The 15,017-nt window shown below is 39.2% G+C and carries 15 protein-coding genes; 13 read left to right on the top strand and 2 right to left on the bottom strand.

Annotation, left to right across the window (positions count from 1 at the left end):
* Positions 1-4: 4 nt before the first annotated feature.
* The 13 genes from ACFSKL_RS12890 (at position 5) to ACFSKL_RS12830 (ending at position 12,679) form a co-directional block, all read left to right on the top strand.
* Positions 5-1,285 (top strand): glycosyltransferase family 4 protein, encoded by a 1,281-nt coding sequence (locus ACFSKL_RS12890; protein WP_376886624.1) that lies wholly within the window; start codon positions 5-7, stop codon positions 1,283-1,285.
* Between the two features lie 2 nt (positions 1,286-1,287).
* The gene (locus ACFSKL_RS12885; protein ID WP_376886623.1) at positions 1,288-2,496 is read left to right on the top strand and encodes a glycoside hydrolase family 57 protein; all 1,209 of its coding nucleotides are present in this window, start codon (positions 1,288-1,290) and stop codon (positions 2,494-2,496) included.
* 36 nt (positions 2,497-2,532) lie between these two features.
* Positions 2,533-3,057, top strand: coding sequence for a RidA family protein (locus tag ACFSKL_RS12880; RefSeq protein ID WP_376886622.1), 525 nt, complete (start codon positions 2,533-2,535; stop codon positions 3,055-3,057).
* A complete protein-coding gene (locus ACFSKL_RS12875; protein WP_376886621.1) occupies positions 3,054-3,476 on the top strand; it encodes a hypothetical protein in 423 nt (140 codons plus the stop codon). Before ACFSKL_RS12880 ends, ACFSKL_RS12875 begins: the two co-directional genes overlap by 4 nt.
* 48 nt (positions 3,477-3,524) lie before the next feature.
* Positions 3,525-3,797 carry a hypothetical protein gene (locus ACFSKL_RS12870; RefSeq protein ID WP_376886620.1) on the top strand — a complete coding sequence of 91 codons (273 nt, stop codon included), beginning with the start codon at positions 3,525-3,527 and terminating at the stop codon, positions 3,795-3,797.
* Positions 3,797-4,612, top strand: coding sequence for a Cof-type HAD-IIB family hydrolase (locus tag ACFSKL_RS12865; protein ID WP_376886619.1), 816 nt, complete (start codon positions 3,797-3,799; stop codon positions 4,610-4,612). Before ACFSKL_RS12870 ends, ACFSKL_RS12865 begins: the two co-directional genes overlap by 1 nt.
* A 1,062-nt stretch (positions 4,613-5,674) precedes the next feature.
* The gene (locus ACFSKL_RS12860; RefSeq protein WP_376886618.1) at positions 5,675-7,252 is read left to right on the top strand and encodes a hypothetical protein; all 1,578 of its coding nucleotides are present in this window, start codon (positions 5,675-5,677) and stop codon (positions 7,250-7,252) included.
* Between the two features lie 2 nt (positions 7,253-7,254).
* Complete coding sequence (locus tag ACFSKL_RS12855) at positions 7,255-7,809, top strand: hypothetical protein (RefSeq protein ID WP_376886617.1); 555 nt, start codon at positions 7,255-7,257, stop codon at positions 7,807-7,809.
* A 217-nt stretch (positions 7,810-8,026) separates the two neighbouring features.
* The gene (locus ACFSKL_RS12850; protein WP_376886616.1) at positions 8,027-8,584 is read left to right on the top strand and encodes a hypothetical protein; all 558 of its coding nucleotides are present in this window, start codon (positions 8,027-8,029) and stop codon (positions 8,582-8,584) included.
* 216 nt (positions 8,585-8,800) lie between these two features.
* Positions 8,801-9,337, top strand: coding sequence for a hypothetical protein (locus ACFSKL_RS12845; protein ID WP_376886615.1), 537 nt, complete (start codon positions 8,801-8,803; stop codon positions 9,335-9,337).
* A gap of 229 nt (positions 9,338-9,566) precedes the next feature.
* Positions 9,567-10,100 (top strand): hypothetical protein, encoded by a 534-nt coding sequence (locus tag ACFSKL_RS12840; RefSeq protein ID WP_376886614.1) that lies wholly within the window; start codon positions 9,567-9,569, stop codon positions 10,098-10,100.
* Positions 10,101-10,230: 130 nt separating this feature from the next.
* The gene (locus ACFSKL_RS12835) at positions 10,231-10,767 is read left to right on the top strand and encodes a hypothetical protein (RefSeq protein WP_376886613.1); all 537 of its coding nucleotides are present in this window, start codon (positions 10,231-10,233) and stop codon (positions 10,765-10,767) included.
* Between the two features lie 1,318 nt (positions 10,768-12,085).
* A complete protein-coding gene (locus tag ACFSKL_RS12830) occupies positions 12,086-12,679 on the top strand; it encodes a hypothetical protein (protein WP_376886612.1) in 594 nt (197 codons plus the stop codon).
* A 64-nt stretch (positions 12,680-12,743) separates the two neighbouring features.
* On the opposite strand, the gene ACFSKL_RS12825 is transcribed toward ACFSKL_RS12830, so the two are convergent.
* Both ACFSKL_RS12825 and ACFSKL_RS12820 read right to left on the bottom strand, forming a co-directional pair.
* Positions 12,744-13,424, bottom strand: a complete 681-nt coding sequence (locus tag ACFSKL_RS12825) for a DUF2461 domain-containing protein (RefSeq protein WP_376886611.1) — start codon at positions 13,422-13,424, stop codon at positions 12,744-12,746.
* A gap of 233 nt (positions 13,425-13,657) precedes the next feature.
* On the bottom strand, positions 13,658-14,956 hold the full coding sequence (locus tag ACFSKL_RS12820; protein ID WP_376886895.1) for a UDP-N-acetylmuramoyl-tripeptide--D-alanyl-D-alanine ligase: 1,299 nt from the start codon (positions 14,954-14,956) through the stop codon (positions 13,658-13,660).
* Positions 14,957-15,017 lie beyond the last annotated feature (61 nt).

The following is a 15,017-nucleotide window of genomic DNA, read 5'->3' as shown; positions in this document are numbered from 1 at the left end:
TTTTATGAAGGTTTTAATGTTTGGGTGGGAATTCCCACCACATATCTCCGGTGGTCTTGGGACTGCCTGCTATGGATTGGTCAAAGGGCTGGTGCACCACAAGCAGGATATTATTTTTGTTGTCCCGAAGCTTTGGGGTGATGAAGAGCCTCTTGCCGATTTTGTAAATGCAAGTGGAGTGACGATTGATTACAGGGAAAAGAAATTTAGACAAATCTGGAAAAACCTGACCTATTTGGAAGTAGGGAGTTTTTTGGTGCCATACCTAAGCCCGGAGGAGTTCAAAAAATATACGGATTACGCCATGCATGACCGTGTGGACGTAGACGAAAGTGTTTTCAGCAATAAGTTTGAGTTCAGTGGGAAGTATGGCAAGGACCTGATGATGGAAGTCTCAAGGTATGCACTGGTAGCAGCCCAGATTGCCAAGTCCAAAGAGCATGATGTCATCCATGCACATGACTGGTTGGCATATCCTGCTGGTATTGCTGCCAAGCACATGAGTGGCAAACCACTGGTAGCACACATTCATGCTACGGAATTTGATCGATCTGGAGAGTCTGTCAACAAGCCCGTTTTCGATATAGAATATGCAGGGCTGCACGCTGCAGACCATGTGGTGGCAGTAAGTCATTTGACCAGAAACATTGTCATCAATAAATACGGGGTACACCCAGACAAAGTGAGTGTGCTGCACAATGCAGTATTGGATTCAAGTATCATAGAATCCAAAGTGAAAAAGAAAGTACCGGAGAAAATTGTCACATTCTTGGGGAGGATTACTTTCCAAAAAGGGCCTGAATATTTTGTGGAGGCAGCAAAAAAAGTGATAGATAGAGACCCGAATGTACGGTTTGTAATGGCTGGGAATGGTGATTTGCTCAATAGGATGATAGATCGTGTTGCCGAACTCGGTATGGGGACCAGATTCCATTTTACGGGGTTTCTCAAAGGCCAGGATGTAGATGACATGTATGCCATGTCGGATGTATATGTCATGCCTTCTGTTTCCGAGCCTTTTGGGATTGCACCTTTGGAGGCAGTCCGGCACAATACACCAGTGATTATCTCAAAGCAATCCGGAGTAGCGGAAGTGCTGCAAAATGCTGTCAAGATAGACTTTTGGGATGTGGATGCGATGGCAGATGCAATTTTTGCCCTGTTGCACTATCCAAGCATTTCCAAAATGTTCAAAGAATTGGGGAGCGAGGAATTGAAAAACCTGAAATGGGAACATGTAGCCGCCAAATTAGTAACTGTTTACGATAAAATAACAAAAGAATAGCCATGAGAACTATCTGTTTTTACTTTCAAGTACATCAGCCCTTAAGGATCAAACCTTATAGGTTTTTTGATATTGGCGATGATCATTATTATTGGGATGATTATAGCAATAAAAGCATCATGAGAAAAGTAGCACAAAAATGCTACCTTCCGATGAATGCACTACTTTTGGATTTGATCAATCACTACAATGGGGCTTTCAAAGTAAGTTTTTCGATTTCCGGTGTTTGCTTGGACCAATTTGAGGCATATGCACCTGATGTGTTGGAAAGCTTCAAAAAACTTGTGGCAACCGGCCATGTAGAGCTGTTGAATGAAACTGACGGGCATTCCTTGAGTTCTTTGAAAAATAAGGAAGAATTCATCAGACTGGTGGAAATCCACCGTGAGAAGATCAAAAAGTATTTTGATGGCTATGAGCCGAAAGTTTTTCGGAATACCGAATTGATATATTCAGATAGTATAGGAGCAACTGTAGCTGATCTTGGTTACGAAGGGATTCTGACAGAAGGGGCAAAGCATGTTCTTGGTTGGAAAAGTCCCAATTATGTTTACAAAAATGCGCTCAACCCTGAGTTGAAAGTACTCTTGAAAAACTTCCAATTGAGCGATGATATCGCTTTCAGGTTTAGCAACAAATCTTGGCCGGACTATCCTTTGACCACCGAGAAATTTGTTGATTGGATCAATGCCATACCGAAGGAAGAGGAGACTTTGAACTTATTTATGGATTATGAGACATTTGGGGAGCACCAATGGGCGGATTCGGGCATATTTGAATTCATGAAGGCACTGCCGGAAGCGGTTTTTAGGGGAAGTGATTTTGGGTTTTCTACACCTTCGGAAGTGATCAGAGGTGCAGGGACTGTGTCGCCTATTCATGTGCCTATACCGATTTCCTGGGCGGATGAAGAGCGTGATTTGACGGCATGGCTGGGAAATGACCTACAGGATGAAGCTTTCGGAAAGCTTTATGAATTGGCGGAAAAGGTGAAAAGTATCGAAGATGAGGAGATTCAGCGGGATTGGATTTATTTGCAGACTTCGGATCACTTCTATTATATGTGTACCAAATTTTTCTCCGATGGGGATATACACGCTTATTTCAGTCCTTATGACTCGCCTTATGATGCCTTTATCAATTATATGAATGTCTTGAGTGATTTTATTTTAAGGGTTGAGAAGAAATTAAAAGAAAGGGCGATTGCCTAACATAATGAGGTGGAGTCCAGAATAGAAATCCAATATATGGGAAAATTGACTTGGAGTTGTTTATTGTTGATCTTAGGCCTGATTGGATCTTGTAAAATCAAGATTGATGATAGGGTTGTGGAAGACTCTTCGAAAGAGCTGGAAAGCATCATCACCAGGTTTGACCGGCCAGAAGCAAGTATACTGAAAGGCGTGCATGTTCCTGCTGACAAATCATACTTCTACACATCTGGATTGGTCGCAGACGTCGTCAACCCAGAAGCGGAAGCAGGTACATCAGAACGCTATGGAGATACCTATCAACAGAGTGTGAGCACGCTGGAAAAAATCAAATCCGCCCTGAAAGAAGCAGATTTTGATTTGGAAGATGTGTTTTTTCTGAGGGTTTATCTAGCTCCAAATGAAGCGGGGGAAGTTGATTGGCAAGCTTGGTTCAAAGCTTATGGGGAATATTTCAACAATGAAACAAATCCCAACAAAGTAGCCAGAAGTACGATTGCAGTATATGCCTTGGCAAACCCTGATTTATTCATAGAAATAGAAGCAGTAGCAGCCAAATGAAAAAGCATCTAGCCAAGATAATATTCGTGTTTGCCTTATCCCTGACTTCATGCGATTCAGAAAAAGCATTGAAAGGACTTATGTTTGGAATGGAGAAAATGATGGGGGGAGGTTTTTTCCCATCTGAAGAAATCCTCGCATTGGGAGAATTTGAACGCTCTGAGGTGAATGTCAAGAAAGAAATCGTCAATGGAGTGCATTCGGGGAGGATAGAGTTGAGACTTTATAATGGCAAGTCTGATGCATATAAGCATAATGAAGAGAGTACCGCCCGGGAATGTGCCGATCTCTATGTCAAAAGATTTTCCAAAATAGAAGATTACCAGGAAATCACCATATACTTTATTCAGACTGATCCTTTGAACATGGAGAATATTGCGATCACTGAATATATGTTTGAAGTAGAAGATTTTCTATAAATCGGTCAATGATTACTTTATTTATATTCACTTAAAAACATCCGCCTTATGAACATGAATCAAGAGTTTCAACACCCACCAGTAAACACAAGTGATTGGTTTTTAACCGTATTTATAGCGAATATTCCCGTTGTAGGATTTATTATGCTGATTGTTTGGGCTTTGGACAAAACCGGAAACCCAAACAAATCCAATTGGGCAAAGGCCAAATTGCTTTGGATAGCAGTAGGTTTTGCCTTGTTTATCCTGTTCTTTATCTTTATTGGCTTCGGGGCTATTTCAGGCTTTTTTGATGAATTCAAAGACTTTCAAATAGAATAATGCAAATACAAGCGATCTGTACCGATATAGATGGTACATTATTGAACGGGGACAGGGTGCTGTCCCCTAGATTACTTTCGGCCATAGCCAAATTGCCCAAAGATTTTCCTGTCATTCTCGCATCTTCCCGCATGCCGGATGCCATGCGGCATTTGCAAAGGGATATGGGGCGGTTGGGAGAGCCACTGATCTGTTACAATGGCGGATTTGTGATTCATGATGAACCAAAAGAGGTACTCGATGACGTGTCTATTTCTTTGGATCATTGTGAGGCATTGGTGAAAATCGCCAAGGGAACCCAGGTGCATGTCAGTCTTTATCAAGGTGAGGAATGGTTTGAGCCTGAATATGATTATTGGGCGGAGCGTGAAGCTAAAAACACACGTGTTGACCCCACCTTGCAGCCTTTGGATCAGGTATTGGCACTTTGGAAAGGCAGGAAGAAAGGGGCTCATAAAGTAATGTGTATGGGGCCTGCAGATGAAATAGATTTTTTCTTCCAAAATGCTGCTCAGCATATGGGGACCGATCTACACCTCTACCGATCAAAAGATACCTACATAGAAATAGCACCAAAGTCGATTTCCAAAGCCTCAGCCTTGGAACTTTTATTGGAGCGGAAATATGGGTTTGGGTTGGAATCCGTCATGGCTTTTGGAGACAACTACAATGACATAGAGATGCTCGAAGCAGTAGGTCTTGGCGTAGCCGTAGGCAATGCCCGTGAAGAAGTCAAAGCCATCGCAGACCGAGTTACACTCAGCAACAAAGAAGATGGGGTAGCGGTGATGATAGAGGAGATGCTGTTGGGGTAGGTGTTTTTCTTGTAATACACAATTATAATTAGATTGAAATGTTCAGTTGATTAAGGAATTGGAAGATTGAAAAATTTTAAAATTAGGGGTATCTTTTTGCATTGCAAAAAAGATATCAGGGGTATGCCCCTTTATGTTGATGGACTGTTGGTTTTCTGGTTCATCTGTCAAATTACAAGAGCCAGGGGCGTAGCTCATGTTTCTTCGTAGAGAAATGTATATTCCAGCCGAATGTTAGGGGTGTAACCCTGTAATCTAAATTTTGATGTTTTGGATTGTAGAAATATGGGGGTGATATGAATGAAAAGATGTCAGGGCTATGCCCCTCTGGGGATTGTTTTAGGCTTTTTTTTTACGAAGATATCAGGATTATGCTCCTTTTTGTTGATGGGCAATTTGTTTTCTGGTTCATCTGTCAAATTACAAGAGCCAGGGGCGTAGCCCATGTTTCTTCGTAGAGAAATATATATTCCAGCCGAATGTTAGGGGTGTAACCCTATAATCTAAATTTTGATGTTTTGGATTGTAGAAATATGGGGGTGATATGAATGAAAAGATGTCAGGGCTATGCCCCTCTGGGGATTGTTTTAGGCTTTTTTTTTACAAAGATATCAGGACTATGCTCCTTTTTGTTGATGGGCAATTTGTTTTCTGGTTCACTTGTCAAATTGCAAGAACCAGGGGCGTAGCTCATGTTTCTTCGTAGAGAAATGTATATTCCAGCCGAATTTTAGGGGCGATAGCCCTGTGATCTAATTTTTGATGTTTTGGATTTAAGAAGAATGGAGTTCAATGTGAAAGATAAGACCTCAGGGCTATCGATCCATTGTTTTGATTGACAATTGGTTGTCCCTCCTAACGAGATTGTATGAAATCATAAAAAAATACAGTTCCATTTTGAAACTATGGAATTAAATGCTATTATTAGAGATTGATTGTTTAAAATAAAATTTTTATCAAAAATTATTACGTTATGAAACTAAGGTTTACCCCCCCCCCTCCCCCACACACACACTATTCAGGAGCAAGGCTGGGACTTGTGGGCTGAATAAAACAGGGCGTGTGCCAAAGAAAGGGTATGTCATCAATTGGATGCTATCCTTCACTATTGCGGCCCTATTTTTCACAGCATGTGTTCAGGAAGAAGAATCGATTCCGGACATATCCATGGAGTTGGGGGATGATATACTTGCAGTAAAGGCTTGGTTTGAAAACAACAAAGGAACGGTCAAGGCCAAGAGCCAAATGAATTCGGCAAGGCTAAACTTGGTGAATTTCGGTGAGATGGCTTTGCTTCCTTCATGGGAATCCTCCCAGAAATACCGTCTGGCCGATGGCCGTATGGCATATGAAATAAACCTGACCGATGCAGACATGGTATACCCAAAAGAATTTGCCGAAGAATGGGGGGATGGGGATGTTGGATCGGCAATATTGACAAACCTGATGCTGGTAGAAAAGAATGGTTCTGGTGGTTATGGGATTTATTTGGTGCGGTATTACCCAAAGCGACAAACGGGCAAAAAAGATTTTGGACAGATCAATTACAGTGATTTGGGAAAGGCATGGGAAGGCCGTATCGGAGTGTTTGATATGGGAGGGACTTTGCTCCACAGTTTTGGGATTGGGAAAGGCCGTGTGTTGGAGTCGATAAAGACCATGTATGCAGGGAAAGGACCTCAGAATGAGAATAAATCTTCCAACTGTACACTGATTGTAAAAGAATACTGTTATGTGGTTACCAGTGAATCGGAAGGGGAAGGGGGCATGCTTCCCGAGGTAGTGGTCAATTGTATTAACGTGTTTGAGCTGAATTGTCCACCACCAATATTTGTCGGCTCTCCGGGAGACAATGGGTCAGGGGGACATAACCCATCGCCAAATCCTGGAGATGCTTATTTCTGTGAGCCACTTGATGATGACTGCATTCCATTTCCGGGCCCAGGTGGTGGTGGTGATGATTTTGATTTTGAGGAAGAGGAGGAAGTAACCAACAATCTTACAGATCCATGTGCCAGTGAAATATTTGTACAAACTTCATGTTCTTTGGATTTTAGTTCAGTACCTGCTGCAATGCTTAACTCCCTAAACATCAACAGCGGAATTATGGATATGTTTGCAAATGCAACCAATTTTCAATATACAATTAAGCAAGAAAATTTAGTTGGTCGAAATGGAAAAACGGATAAACTATCCTCTAATGAGGTGGTAGTTACTATGGATAATACTTACTTGAATACCGCTACTAAGCTATCAATCGCTAGAACAATGATCCATGAAAATTTGCATGCTTATTTTCTTCATTTTTCATATGCATCTGATTTTACACAAGGATTACAAAACTTTGTAGTGCAAAATAATATTGTAGGCTTGCCAAACGCACATCATGAATTAATGGGGCAATATGTTTTAGGGATGGCTGTTTCTCTTGCTTTATGGGATGTGACTTATGGAGATAATCAGAATCAATTGGACTTCGAATATTATATAGCCATGGCCTGTGCTGGACTACTTCATGATGGAACCAGTCAGCCAAATGATGCATTTGTGGCAATAGCTGGGGATAAGCTACAGGAATATTTAAAAATAATATCAGATGAGGCATCCAATAGTGCTGATGCCAAAAGTAACCCATGTTGATTATGAAAAGGATATATTTATATTTAATATTATTGTTTATGAGCTTTGGCTCGCTCTATGGGCAAGACCAAGAACTCTCAGAGGAACAATATGCCATACTTAATTTGGAATTAATAAATGGTATGGTTTATGAAAACACAAATTTCGCATACTATTGGAGCAATTATCTTAATGTGGAATGGTTAAGTAGCCAAGAGGGATTTTGTGGATATAGTAAGGATGAGATATTTAAAACCAGTGAATTTTCAAAGCATATGGATGAAAAGACTTTGGGTGGTTTAATAAATAGCATAAAAAATGAGTTGGGACCGAAGAAAATAGAGGCCTCAAAGTTAAAAAATGCTGAAGTCAAACTAGTATCTGAATATGACTCGAATAAGGTTAGATATGTATCTCCTCCAATTATTGAAGGTGATTTTGCAGTAATGTTAGATAGATATTTATGGATAGAGCAGATGAATTTTTACAAAAAATCAGAGGGAGGTGAGTGGGAAAAATTTTGCCATATTTATATTTTGTTATCAACAGGTACCTACGGCATTTCTTTGCTCAATTAATTTCCAATAATTCTCGTGAGCAAAAAGAGTCCTCTGGGCATTTAAAAATTGTTAAACCATCGTTTGTCTATGGGATTGTAGGTTTGCTTCACTACGGCACAAATCAGCCCAACGATGCTTTTGTGGCAATTGCCGGTGAAAAGTTACAGGAATATTTTAAAATATTATCAGACGAAGCGACAAATAGTGTAGATGCGAAAAGTAACCCATGTTGATTATGAAAACGATATACCTATATTTTATAATATTATTTATGGGTTTTGGCACGCTCTACGGGCAAGACCAAGAGCTCTCGGAAGAACAATATGCCATACTCAATTTGGAATTAATAGATGGTTTGGTTTATGAACAGACGATTTTTGCGTTTTATTGGCACAATTACCTAACTTCGGAATGGTTGGGAGAACAGAATGGAACTTGCAATCAAGGGAACAATAGTTTCAAAACAAGTGAAATTTCTAAGCACATTGAAGAAGAAACCTTGATTAAACTTAAAAATAGTTTAAAAAACGAATCGAAAGCTAGAGTATTATCTCCTCACATGCTGCTGTCAGATCAGGTCAAACTGGTTTCAGATTATGGATCTATTGACGTAAGACGTGTATCCTCTCCTGTTATTGAAGGGGATATTGCTATTCTGATAATCAAGGAAAAGGGTGTTTGGATAGAAAAAATCAACTTCTATAAAAAAAATAATAAAGGTATTTGGGAAAAATTTTGTGGAGTTGACATATTGGAATCAACAGGAACGAAAGGTATTTCCTACCTGAATTAATTTTCAATAATTCCCCAAGCCATCATTTTGTTTGGGGATTAGTTTGATGTTACTTGATTATTTTCAAAAATGATTTATTTAGCTTGATTCATCAATGATCAATCAGTCAAATGATGCTTTTGTAGCAATAGCTGAGGATAAATTAGAGGAATATTTAAAAATAATATCAGACGAAGCATCCAATAGTGCTGATGCTAAAAGTAACCCATGTTGATTATGAGAAAGACATATCTATATTTTATCTTGTTATTTATGAGCATTAGCTCGCTTTATGGGCAAGACCATGAACTCTCAGAAGAACAATATGCCATACTTAATTTGGAGTTATTTAAAGGTGATATTTATGAATACACCAATTTTGCTTATTATTGGGGCAATTGTCTCACACTGGAATGGTTAAGTGAAAATGGGGTAATATTGGGGTATCAGCTTGACGATAAATTTGAGTCTTTTAAGTTGTCGGAGTTCATAGATAATAAGACCTTGGGTACACTAAGAACTAAGATTTCTAATCAACAAGGTCCAAAAATAATACGGACAAACAAATTAGTAAATCCTGATTTCAAAGTTGTTTCTGAATATAACTCAAATGAGATCCGTTATTTGTCTGCTCCCATTATTGAAGGAGATTTTGCAGTTATGTTTTATAGATATGGTTACGAAGATCAGATAGTTTTTTTTAAAAAATCTCAAGAGGGCATTTGGGAGAAGGCTTTTCAGATGGTAGTATTTGTTATCTTGGTTGGTTATTGATCATCTATTAGATGACATTCATTCATCAGCCAAGAGTTTCGACTTCTTGGCTGATGTTTTAGAATGGATTATATATTACAATTTCTTGTGCTGGTCTGCTTCATAAAAGTACCAACCAACCCAATGATGCTTTTGTAGCTATAGCAGGGAATAAGCTACAGGAATATTTAAAGATAATATCAGACGAAGCATCCAATAGTGCTGATGCCAAAAGTAACCCATGTTGATTATGAAGACGATATACCTATATTTTATAATATTATTTATGGGTTTTGGTACGCTCTACGGGCAAGACCAAGAACTCTCGGAAGAACAATATGCCATACTCAATTCGGTATTATTGAAAGGTAATGTTTATGAAAAGACGAACTTTGCTTACTATTGGAGCAATTATCTTAATTTAGAATGGTTGAGCAGTAATGGGATGTTATGGGGATATCAGCTTGACGATAAGTTTGAATCTTTTAAGTTGTCGGAGTTTATAGATAATAAGACCTTGGGTAACTTAAGCACAATGGTAACAAATCAAAAAGGGCCAAAGAAAATAGAGGTGGAAAAGTTGGAAAATACTGAAGTCAAAGTTGTTTCTGAATATGACTCAAATATGATAAGATATTTGTCTGCTCCAATTATTGAAGGAGATTTTGCAGTTATGTTGAATAGAAATGGTTGGGAAGAGCAGATAGTTTTTTTCAAAAAAACTCAAGAGGGCATCTGGGAGAAAGCTTTTCAGGTGACTGTATTTATTATGTTTGTAGATTAATGACCTTAGCAAAACTCTAACAGGAAACCTATTCATCCGCCAAGAAGCGCGACTTCTTGGCGGATGTTTTAAGGATATTATCAGACGAAGCATCCAATAGTTCTGATGCTAAAAGTAACCCCTGTTGATTATGAAAAAGATATATCTATATTTTCTCTTGCTGTTAATGAGCGTAGGCACGCTTTATGGACAAGACCAAGAACTATCAGATGAACAGTACGAAATACTTAATTTGGAATTATTGAAGGGCAAGGTTTATGAAAATACAAATTTTGCTTACTATTGGAGTAATTATCTTAATTTAAAATGGTTGAGTAGTCAAGGGGGATTTTGTGGATATAGTAAGGATGACATATTTGAAACCAGTGAGTTTTCAAAGTATATTGATGAAGAAACCTTGGGTAACTTAAGTACAATGATAACAAATCAACAAGGTCCTAAGAAAATACAAGCAGCAAAGTTAGAAAACCCTGAGGTCAAACTTGTCTCCGAATATGACACGAACATGATTAGATATGTGTCTGCTCCCATTATAAAAGGGGATTTCGCAGTTATGTTGGATAGAGACGGTTGGATAGAACAGATCATTTTTTACAAGAAAACAGAAGAAGGTGTTTGGGAGAGGTTTTGTGAAGTATATGTGATCCTGATGTTTGTAGGCTATTGATCTTAGTAAAACTCAAGTGATAGATTCATTCATCAGCCAAGAATTTCGACTTCTTGGCTGATGTTTTAGAATGGATGATATCTTAGATGACAATTTCTTGTGAATGACTGCTTCATTTATGAAACCAAATAGGCTTATGACGCCCCTTTGTGCTGATAGACTGTGAGATAAATTGGATGAATATCTGTCGAAGGATCCAATTGCTGATGCTAAAAGCAACCCTTCACGAAAGCGATTTTTATTATAATCGTTTTAGAACTGAAAGTGGTTCCGGTGGCATCTAGCACAGGTAGGATTAAAGTGAAAGCTAAGTATTATATCCAGAGGTGAAAAAATAAAATTAAAGAAATTCCTCAAGTCGCCCTGGTTGGAGGATTTCCTTTACCATAAACCTTTTTGATTCACAGATTTCTGATTTAGGTTTACCAAGCATAAGAATCAGGGGCGTAGCCCATGTTTCTTCGTAGAGAAATGAACGTTTCAACCGAATTTTAGGGGCGTAGCCCTGTAATCTGGTTTTTTGATGGGTTGAAAGAGACTATTACCTGGGATTTGATGGAGAATATTACAGCTATACCTCCTGCAATTTCTCCAAAAGATAGAATAAAGCAAGATTTAGAAAATGCACGACAAGGAAGAAAGGGGTGTTTATGATAAGCTTATATAGAATAATACAGTCACTTAGACTTCATCTTTTGGTTATTTCAATAGTGCTACTAACCTCCGCTAAAGGATATTTGTCAAAAGACCAAGAAAGGACATTTTTAATTATTGATAAAAATTCGAAATTGATTGATGTTTCCGAGAGAAATAATACAATCTTTATCTGGATAAAATTTAAACAGCCTAATTACCGAGCTAATTTATCACACACACACCACCTGATGCAAACCATTGGGAATATAGTCACGAAAAGATTGATGTTGGGCAATTAGAGTTGATTAATTCACAGGTTCTATTTGCGGACAAATTAAACTTCAAAGACTGGTCAGATTTGGAACAGTTAGGCAAAAGACAAAAAAACTACATGATCCTATATGAAGACTACATGTCCAAAGATAGGTTTGTTTGGAACAAAAATATCAAAGCTTTAGAAGTTTGGGTGACAGCGGATGGGCCGATATAAAGTAGCATATAACGAATAATAAGAAATCCCCAAGCACATCTCTCTGCTTTGGGGATTCCCATTACAACAATCCCTCGTGTTTCTCACATTCCTGATTTGGTGTGGGGCTGGGCCAGCCTATCAAATTACAAGAATCAGGGGCGATAGCCCTGCGATCTTTGGATTATAGAATTGCGGGAGTTGTAATAAAAAATGAGCAAGATGGAAACGGAAGTGCAAAAGGTGTTAAATGTGACTAAATCAGGAAAGCTTATATTAAGTGTCTTAATGTTTCTTATTACCCCTCTTTCATTTGTGTATTGTCAGGGTACAAATGTTTATCATTCTACGCTAAATGAGATTCTTGAATTTAACGATAAAGGAAGGATTGATTTGCTGAAAGAGGTTGATCTGTCGACTGCTTGGGTAGATTATTTAGAGGATACGGCTTTTTTACGTAATACATTCAAGCATGTCTACGCAAAAGAAAGAGTAGAAGACCTAATTGCTCGAATAGATCTGGTTGAAGTAAGGGATTTGATCAAGAGCACTCCAGAATTCACTTGGGAGAGACAGAAACTTAACCGTGCCTACAAATTGCGTAAGAAAGTTTCGGAGAAAGGTTTGACGTACAAATATAGTATACCGATTGTAAATAATGACATATGTCTATTAAGAGTTACAAGTTTTGACTCTGTCAATAACATTGGTGACTATATCTACATCATGAAGAAGAAAGAATATAATCAATGGACTACGGAATGTGTTCTTGTGATTCACGAAATGTTCCCAGACTATGTTCTTTGAAAAGGATATGATTTCAGCAAAATACCCCTCCAAGCAAGTCTCCCTGATTGGGGAAAATTCCTTTTCACAATAATCCCTCCCCACTCTCTACTTCGTCCACAGCTTTGCGGAGGAAGTCGTGGAAGGGTTTCATCAGGTGGAAGGTGTCCAGTGTTTTCTGTTTGAAGTCTCCTGAAAGAATGTCCTTGTCAGCCAATGGAGTGGAGACAATAAAGCTTTTGTATCTAAGCAAATCAATAAAGGGATGATCGGCATCGTAATCTCTTGGACTGGTTTTGAGCTGCTCGCCTTCGATACCTGAAAAATGCTTTTTGAAAGTTTTTTCATTTAGGATATCCAACAATTCCTGCCCGGAATAATCGATCTCCTGACGGATTTTTTTCAGCACGTCAGCCGGGGGCATCCAGATTCCCCCTGCGATAAAACTCTCTCCAGGCTGTATGTGAAGGTAATAGCCCGGGCCATTGTATTTTTTGCCACCCACAGCAAAGTATGCTGCCAAGTTGGTTTTGTAGGGGGCTTTGTTGGCCGAAAAACGGATGTCCCGATTTTGTCTGAAAACACAATCTTTGGGTTTGAATCCGGCTAATTCCGGTTCCCAAACGGAAATTCCCACCAACAGATCAGCCACATCTCCCAAAAATTTCTCCCGCACACTTTGGTAAAGGTCACGGTTGGCGTCCATCCATTCTTTGGAGTTGTTGTTGGCTAATTCTTTCAGGAAATCGAGGTATGGTGTAGACATTTTTTTATTGTTGGAGGTTAGTTATAAACTACGATTCTATAAGATTGTTAATGCTAACAACGGATAAATCTCTTTTTATGATTTAAAACTCAGAAGCTGTTTGAGAATTGTCCATTTTAGATAGATTGGTCTGTGGGACACAGGCCAAGGGTTATAGTAAGATCTCTGAGATGGCCATTTGTTTAAACAGGATTGTTCTGTGGGGACACAGAACAAGGTAGTGCGTGTTACTATCAAATAAACTCCACCAATCCTTCCAGTTTCATCCCCCTGCTTCCCTTTATCAAGATCAGGTAGTTTTCGAGCTTTGAATCCTGTAGCCAATTTCTGAATGAAAAGGGGTCAGGGAAATATAAGGCTTTCATTGGGGCTGTGCTGAGGGCAGCTTGGGTATGTTTTCCTGTAAAACAGATTTTGTCAAAATCATACCCGGAGACCAATTCCCCGAGTTTCTGGTGCTCTGCTTCGGTACTATCCCCAAGTTCATACATATCTCCCAATATCACCATCTTGTGTTTCCTACCGGTCATTTCACCAAAAGTCTTGATGGCAACTTCCATGCTCGAAGGGTTGGCATTGTATGCATCTAGGATGATCATATTGCTGCGTTTTTCCAGTAATTGGGAACGCATGTTGGATGGCTTGTAGTCTACAATTGCTTGGACAGCCTGGTCCATCGGTACACCAAAGAATTTTCCAACCGTGATTGCTGTTGCAATATTTCCGAAGTTGTATGCACCGATCATGGAGCTGAGATAGATTTGCTCTTTTCCATCTACCTTAAACTTCACAAAGGGATTTGCTTCTACAAATTCCACCTCGCAGTAATCACCTTTGGATGGATATAGAATCGGATTTTCAAACCTTTTGGCCATATTCGAGAGAATGGGATCTTGGGAATTGATAAAGACCTTTCCATCGTTTTCCCGGAGATGTTGGAATAGCTCAGTTTTGGTTTTGAGGACTCCCTCTACACCACCCATCCCTTCCAGATGTGCCCTGCCTATATTTGTGATAAAACCATGCGTAGGTTTAGCGATCTCACAAAGTTCATGGATATCTCCGGGTTTGTTGGCGCCCATTTCCACGATGGCGATTTCTGTATCATGCGCTATGGCCAGTAAAGTCAATGGGACGCCAATATGGTTGTTGAGGTTGCCGACTGTGGCAGAAGTTTTGAATTTTTGTTTCAATACTGCATGGAGCAATTCCTTCGAAGTGGTTTTTCCATTGCTGCCTGTCAAACCTATGATGGGTATCTGGAGTTGTCTTCTGTGGTAATTGGCCAGATGCTGAAGTGCCGCAAGTACATCTGCTACCAGAAAGTACCTGTCATCATTTTCTGGAATGACTTCTTCTTCATCAACGACCACCAATGCAGCCCCAATTTCCAGTGCTTTTGCTGCAAAAGAATTGGCATTGAAATTCGGTCCTTTGAGCGCAAAAAATATATTTCCCTGACCAATTTTTCTGGTGTCAGTACTGACTCCGGTGGATTGGAGGAAGTGATTGTAGAGAAGTTCGGTATTCATCATTTATTTTTTACAATTAAAGGTTAAAATTAAGATATTCGAAACATCTTTATCAAAATTC

This window comes from Belliella marina (assembly GCF_042682445.1).
GTDB lineage: Bacteria > Bacteroidota > Bacteroidia > Cytophagales > Cyclobacteriaceae > Belliella > Belliella marina.
The sequence above is the reverse complement of the archived record's forward strand: the minus strand, read 5'-3'. Positions and strand labels throughout refer to the sequence as shown.

Coding starts and splice junctions, on each gene's coding strand:
- ACFSKL_RS12890 (WP_376886624.1), top strand. CDS start 5: ATGAAGGTTTTAATGTTTGGGTGGGAATTCCCACCACATATCTCCGGT.
- ACFSKL_RS12885 (WP_376886623.1), top strand. CDS start 1,288: ATGAGAACTATCTGTTTTTACTTTCAAGTACATCAGCCCTTAAGGATC.
- ACFSKL_RS12880 (WP_376886622.1), top strand. CDS start 2,533: ATGGGAAAATTGACTTGGAGTTGTTTATTGTTGATCTTAGGCCTGATT.
- ACFSKL_RS12875 (WP_376886621.1), top strand. CDS start 3,054: ATGAAAAAGCATCTAGCCAAGATAATATTCGTGTTTGCCTTATCCCTG.
- ACFSKL_RS12870 (WP_376886620.1), top strand. CDS start 3,525: ATGAACATGAATCAAGAGTTTCAACACCCACCAGTAAACACAAGTGAT.
- ACFSKL_RS12865 (WP_376886619.1), top strand. CDS start 3,797: ATGCAAATACAAGCGATCTGTACCGATATAGATGGTACATTATTGAAC.
- ACFSKL_RS12855 (WP_376886617.1), top strand. CDS start 7,255: ATGAAAAGGATATATTTATATTTAATATTATTGTTTATGAGCTTTGGC.
- ACFSKL_RS12850 (WP_376886616.1), top strand. CDS start 8,027: ATGAAAACGATATACCTATATTTTATAATATTATTTATGGGTTTTGGC.
- ACFSKL_RS12845 (WP_376886615.1), top strand. CDS start 8,801: ATGAGAAAGACATATCTATATTTTATCTTGTTATTTATGAGCATTAGC.
- ACFSKL_RS12840 (WP_376886614.1), top strand. CDS start 9,567: ATGAAGACGATATACCTATATTTTATAATATTATTTATGGGTTTTGGT.
- ACFSKL_RS12835 (WP_376886613.1), top strand. CDS start 10,231: ATGAAAAAGATATATCTATATTTTCTCTTGCTGTTAATGAGCGTAGGC.
- ACFSKL_RS12830 (WP_376886612.1), top strand. CDS start 12,086: ATGAGCAAGATGGAAACGGAAGTGCAAAAGGTGTTAAATGTGACTAAA.
- ACFSKL_RS12825 (WP_376886611.1), bottom strand. CDS start 13,424: ATGTCTACACCATACCTCGATTTCCTGAAAGAATTAGCCAACAACAAC.
- ACFSKL_RS12820 (WP_376886895.1), bottom strand. CDS start 14,956: ATGAATACCGAACTTCTCTACAATCACTTCCTCCAATCCACCGGAGTC.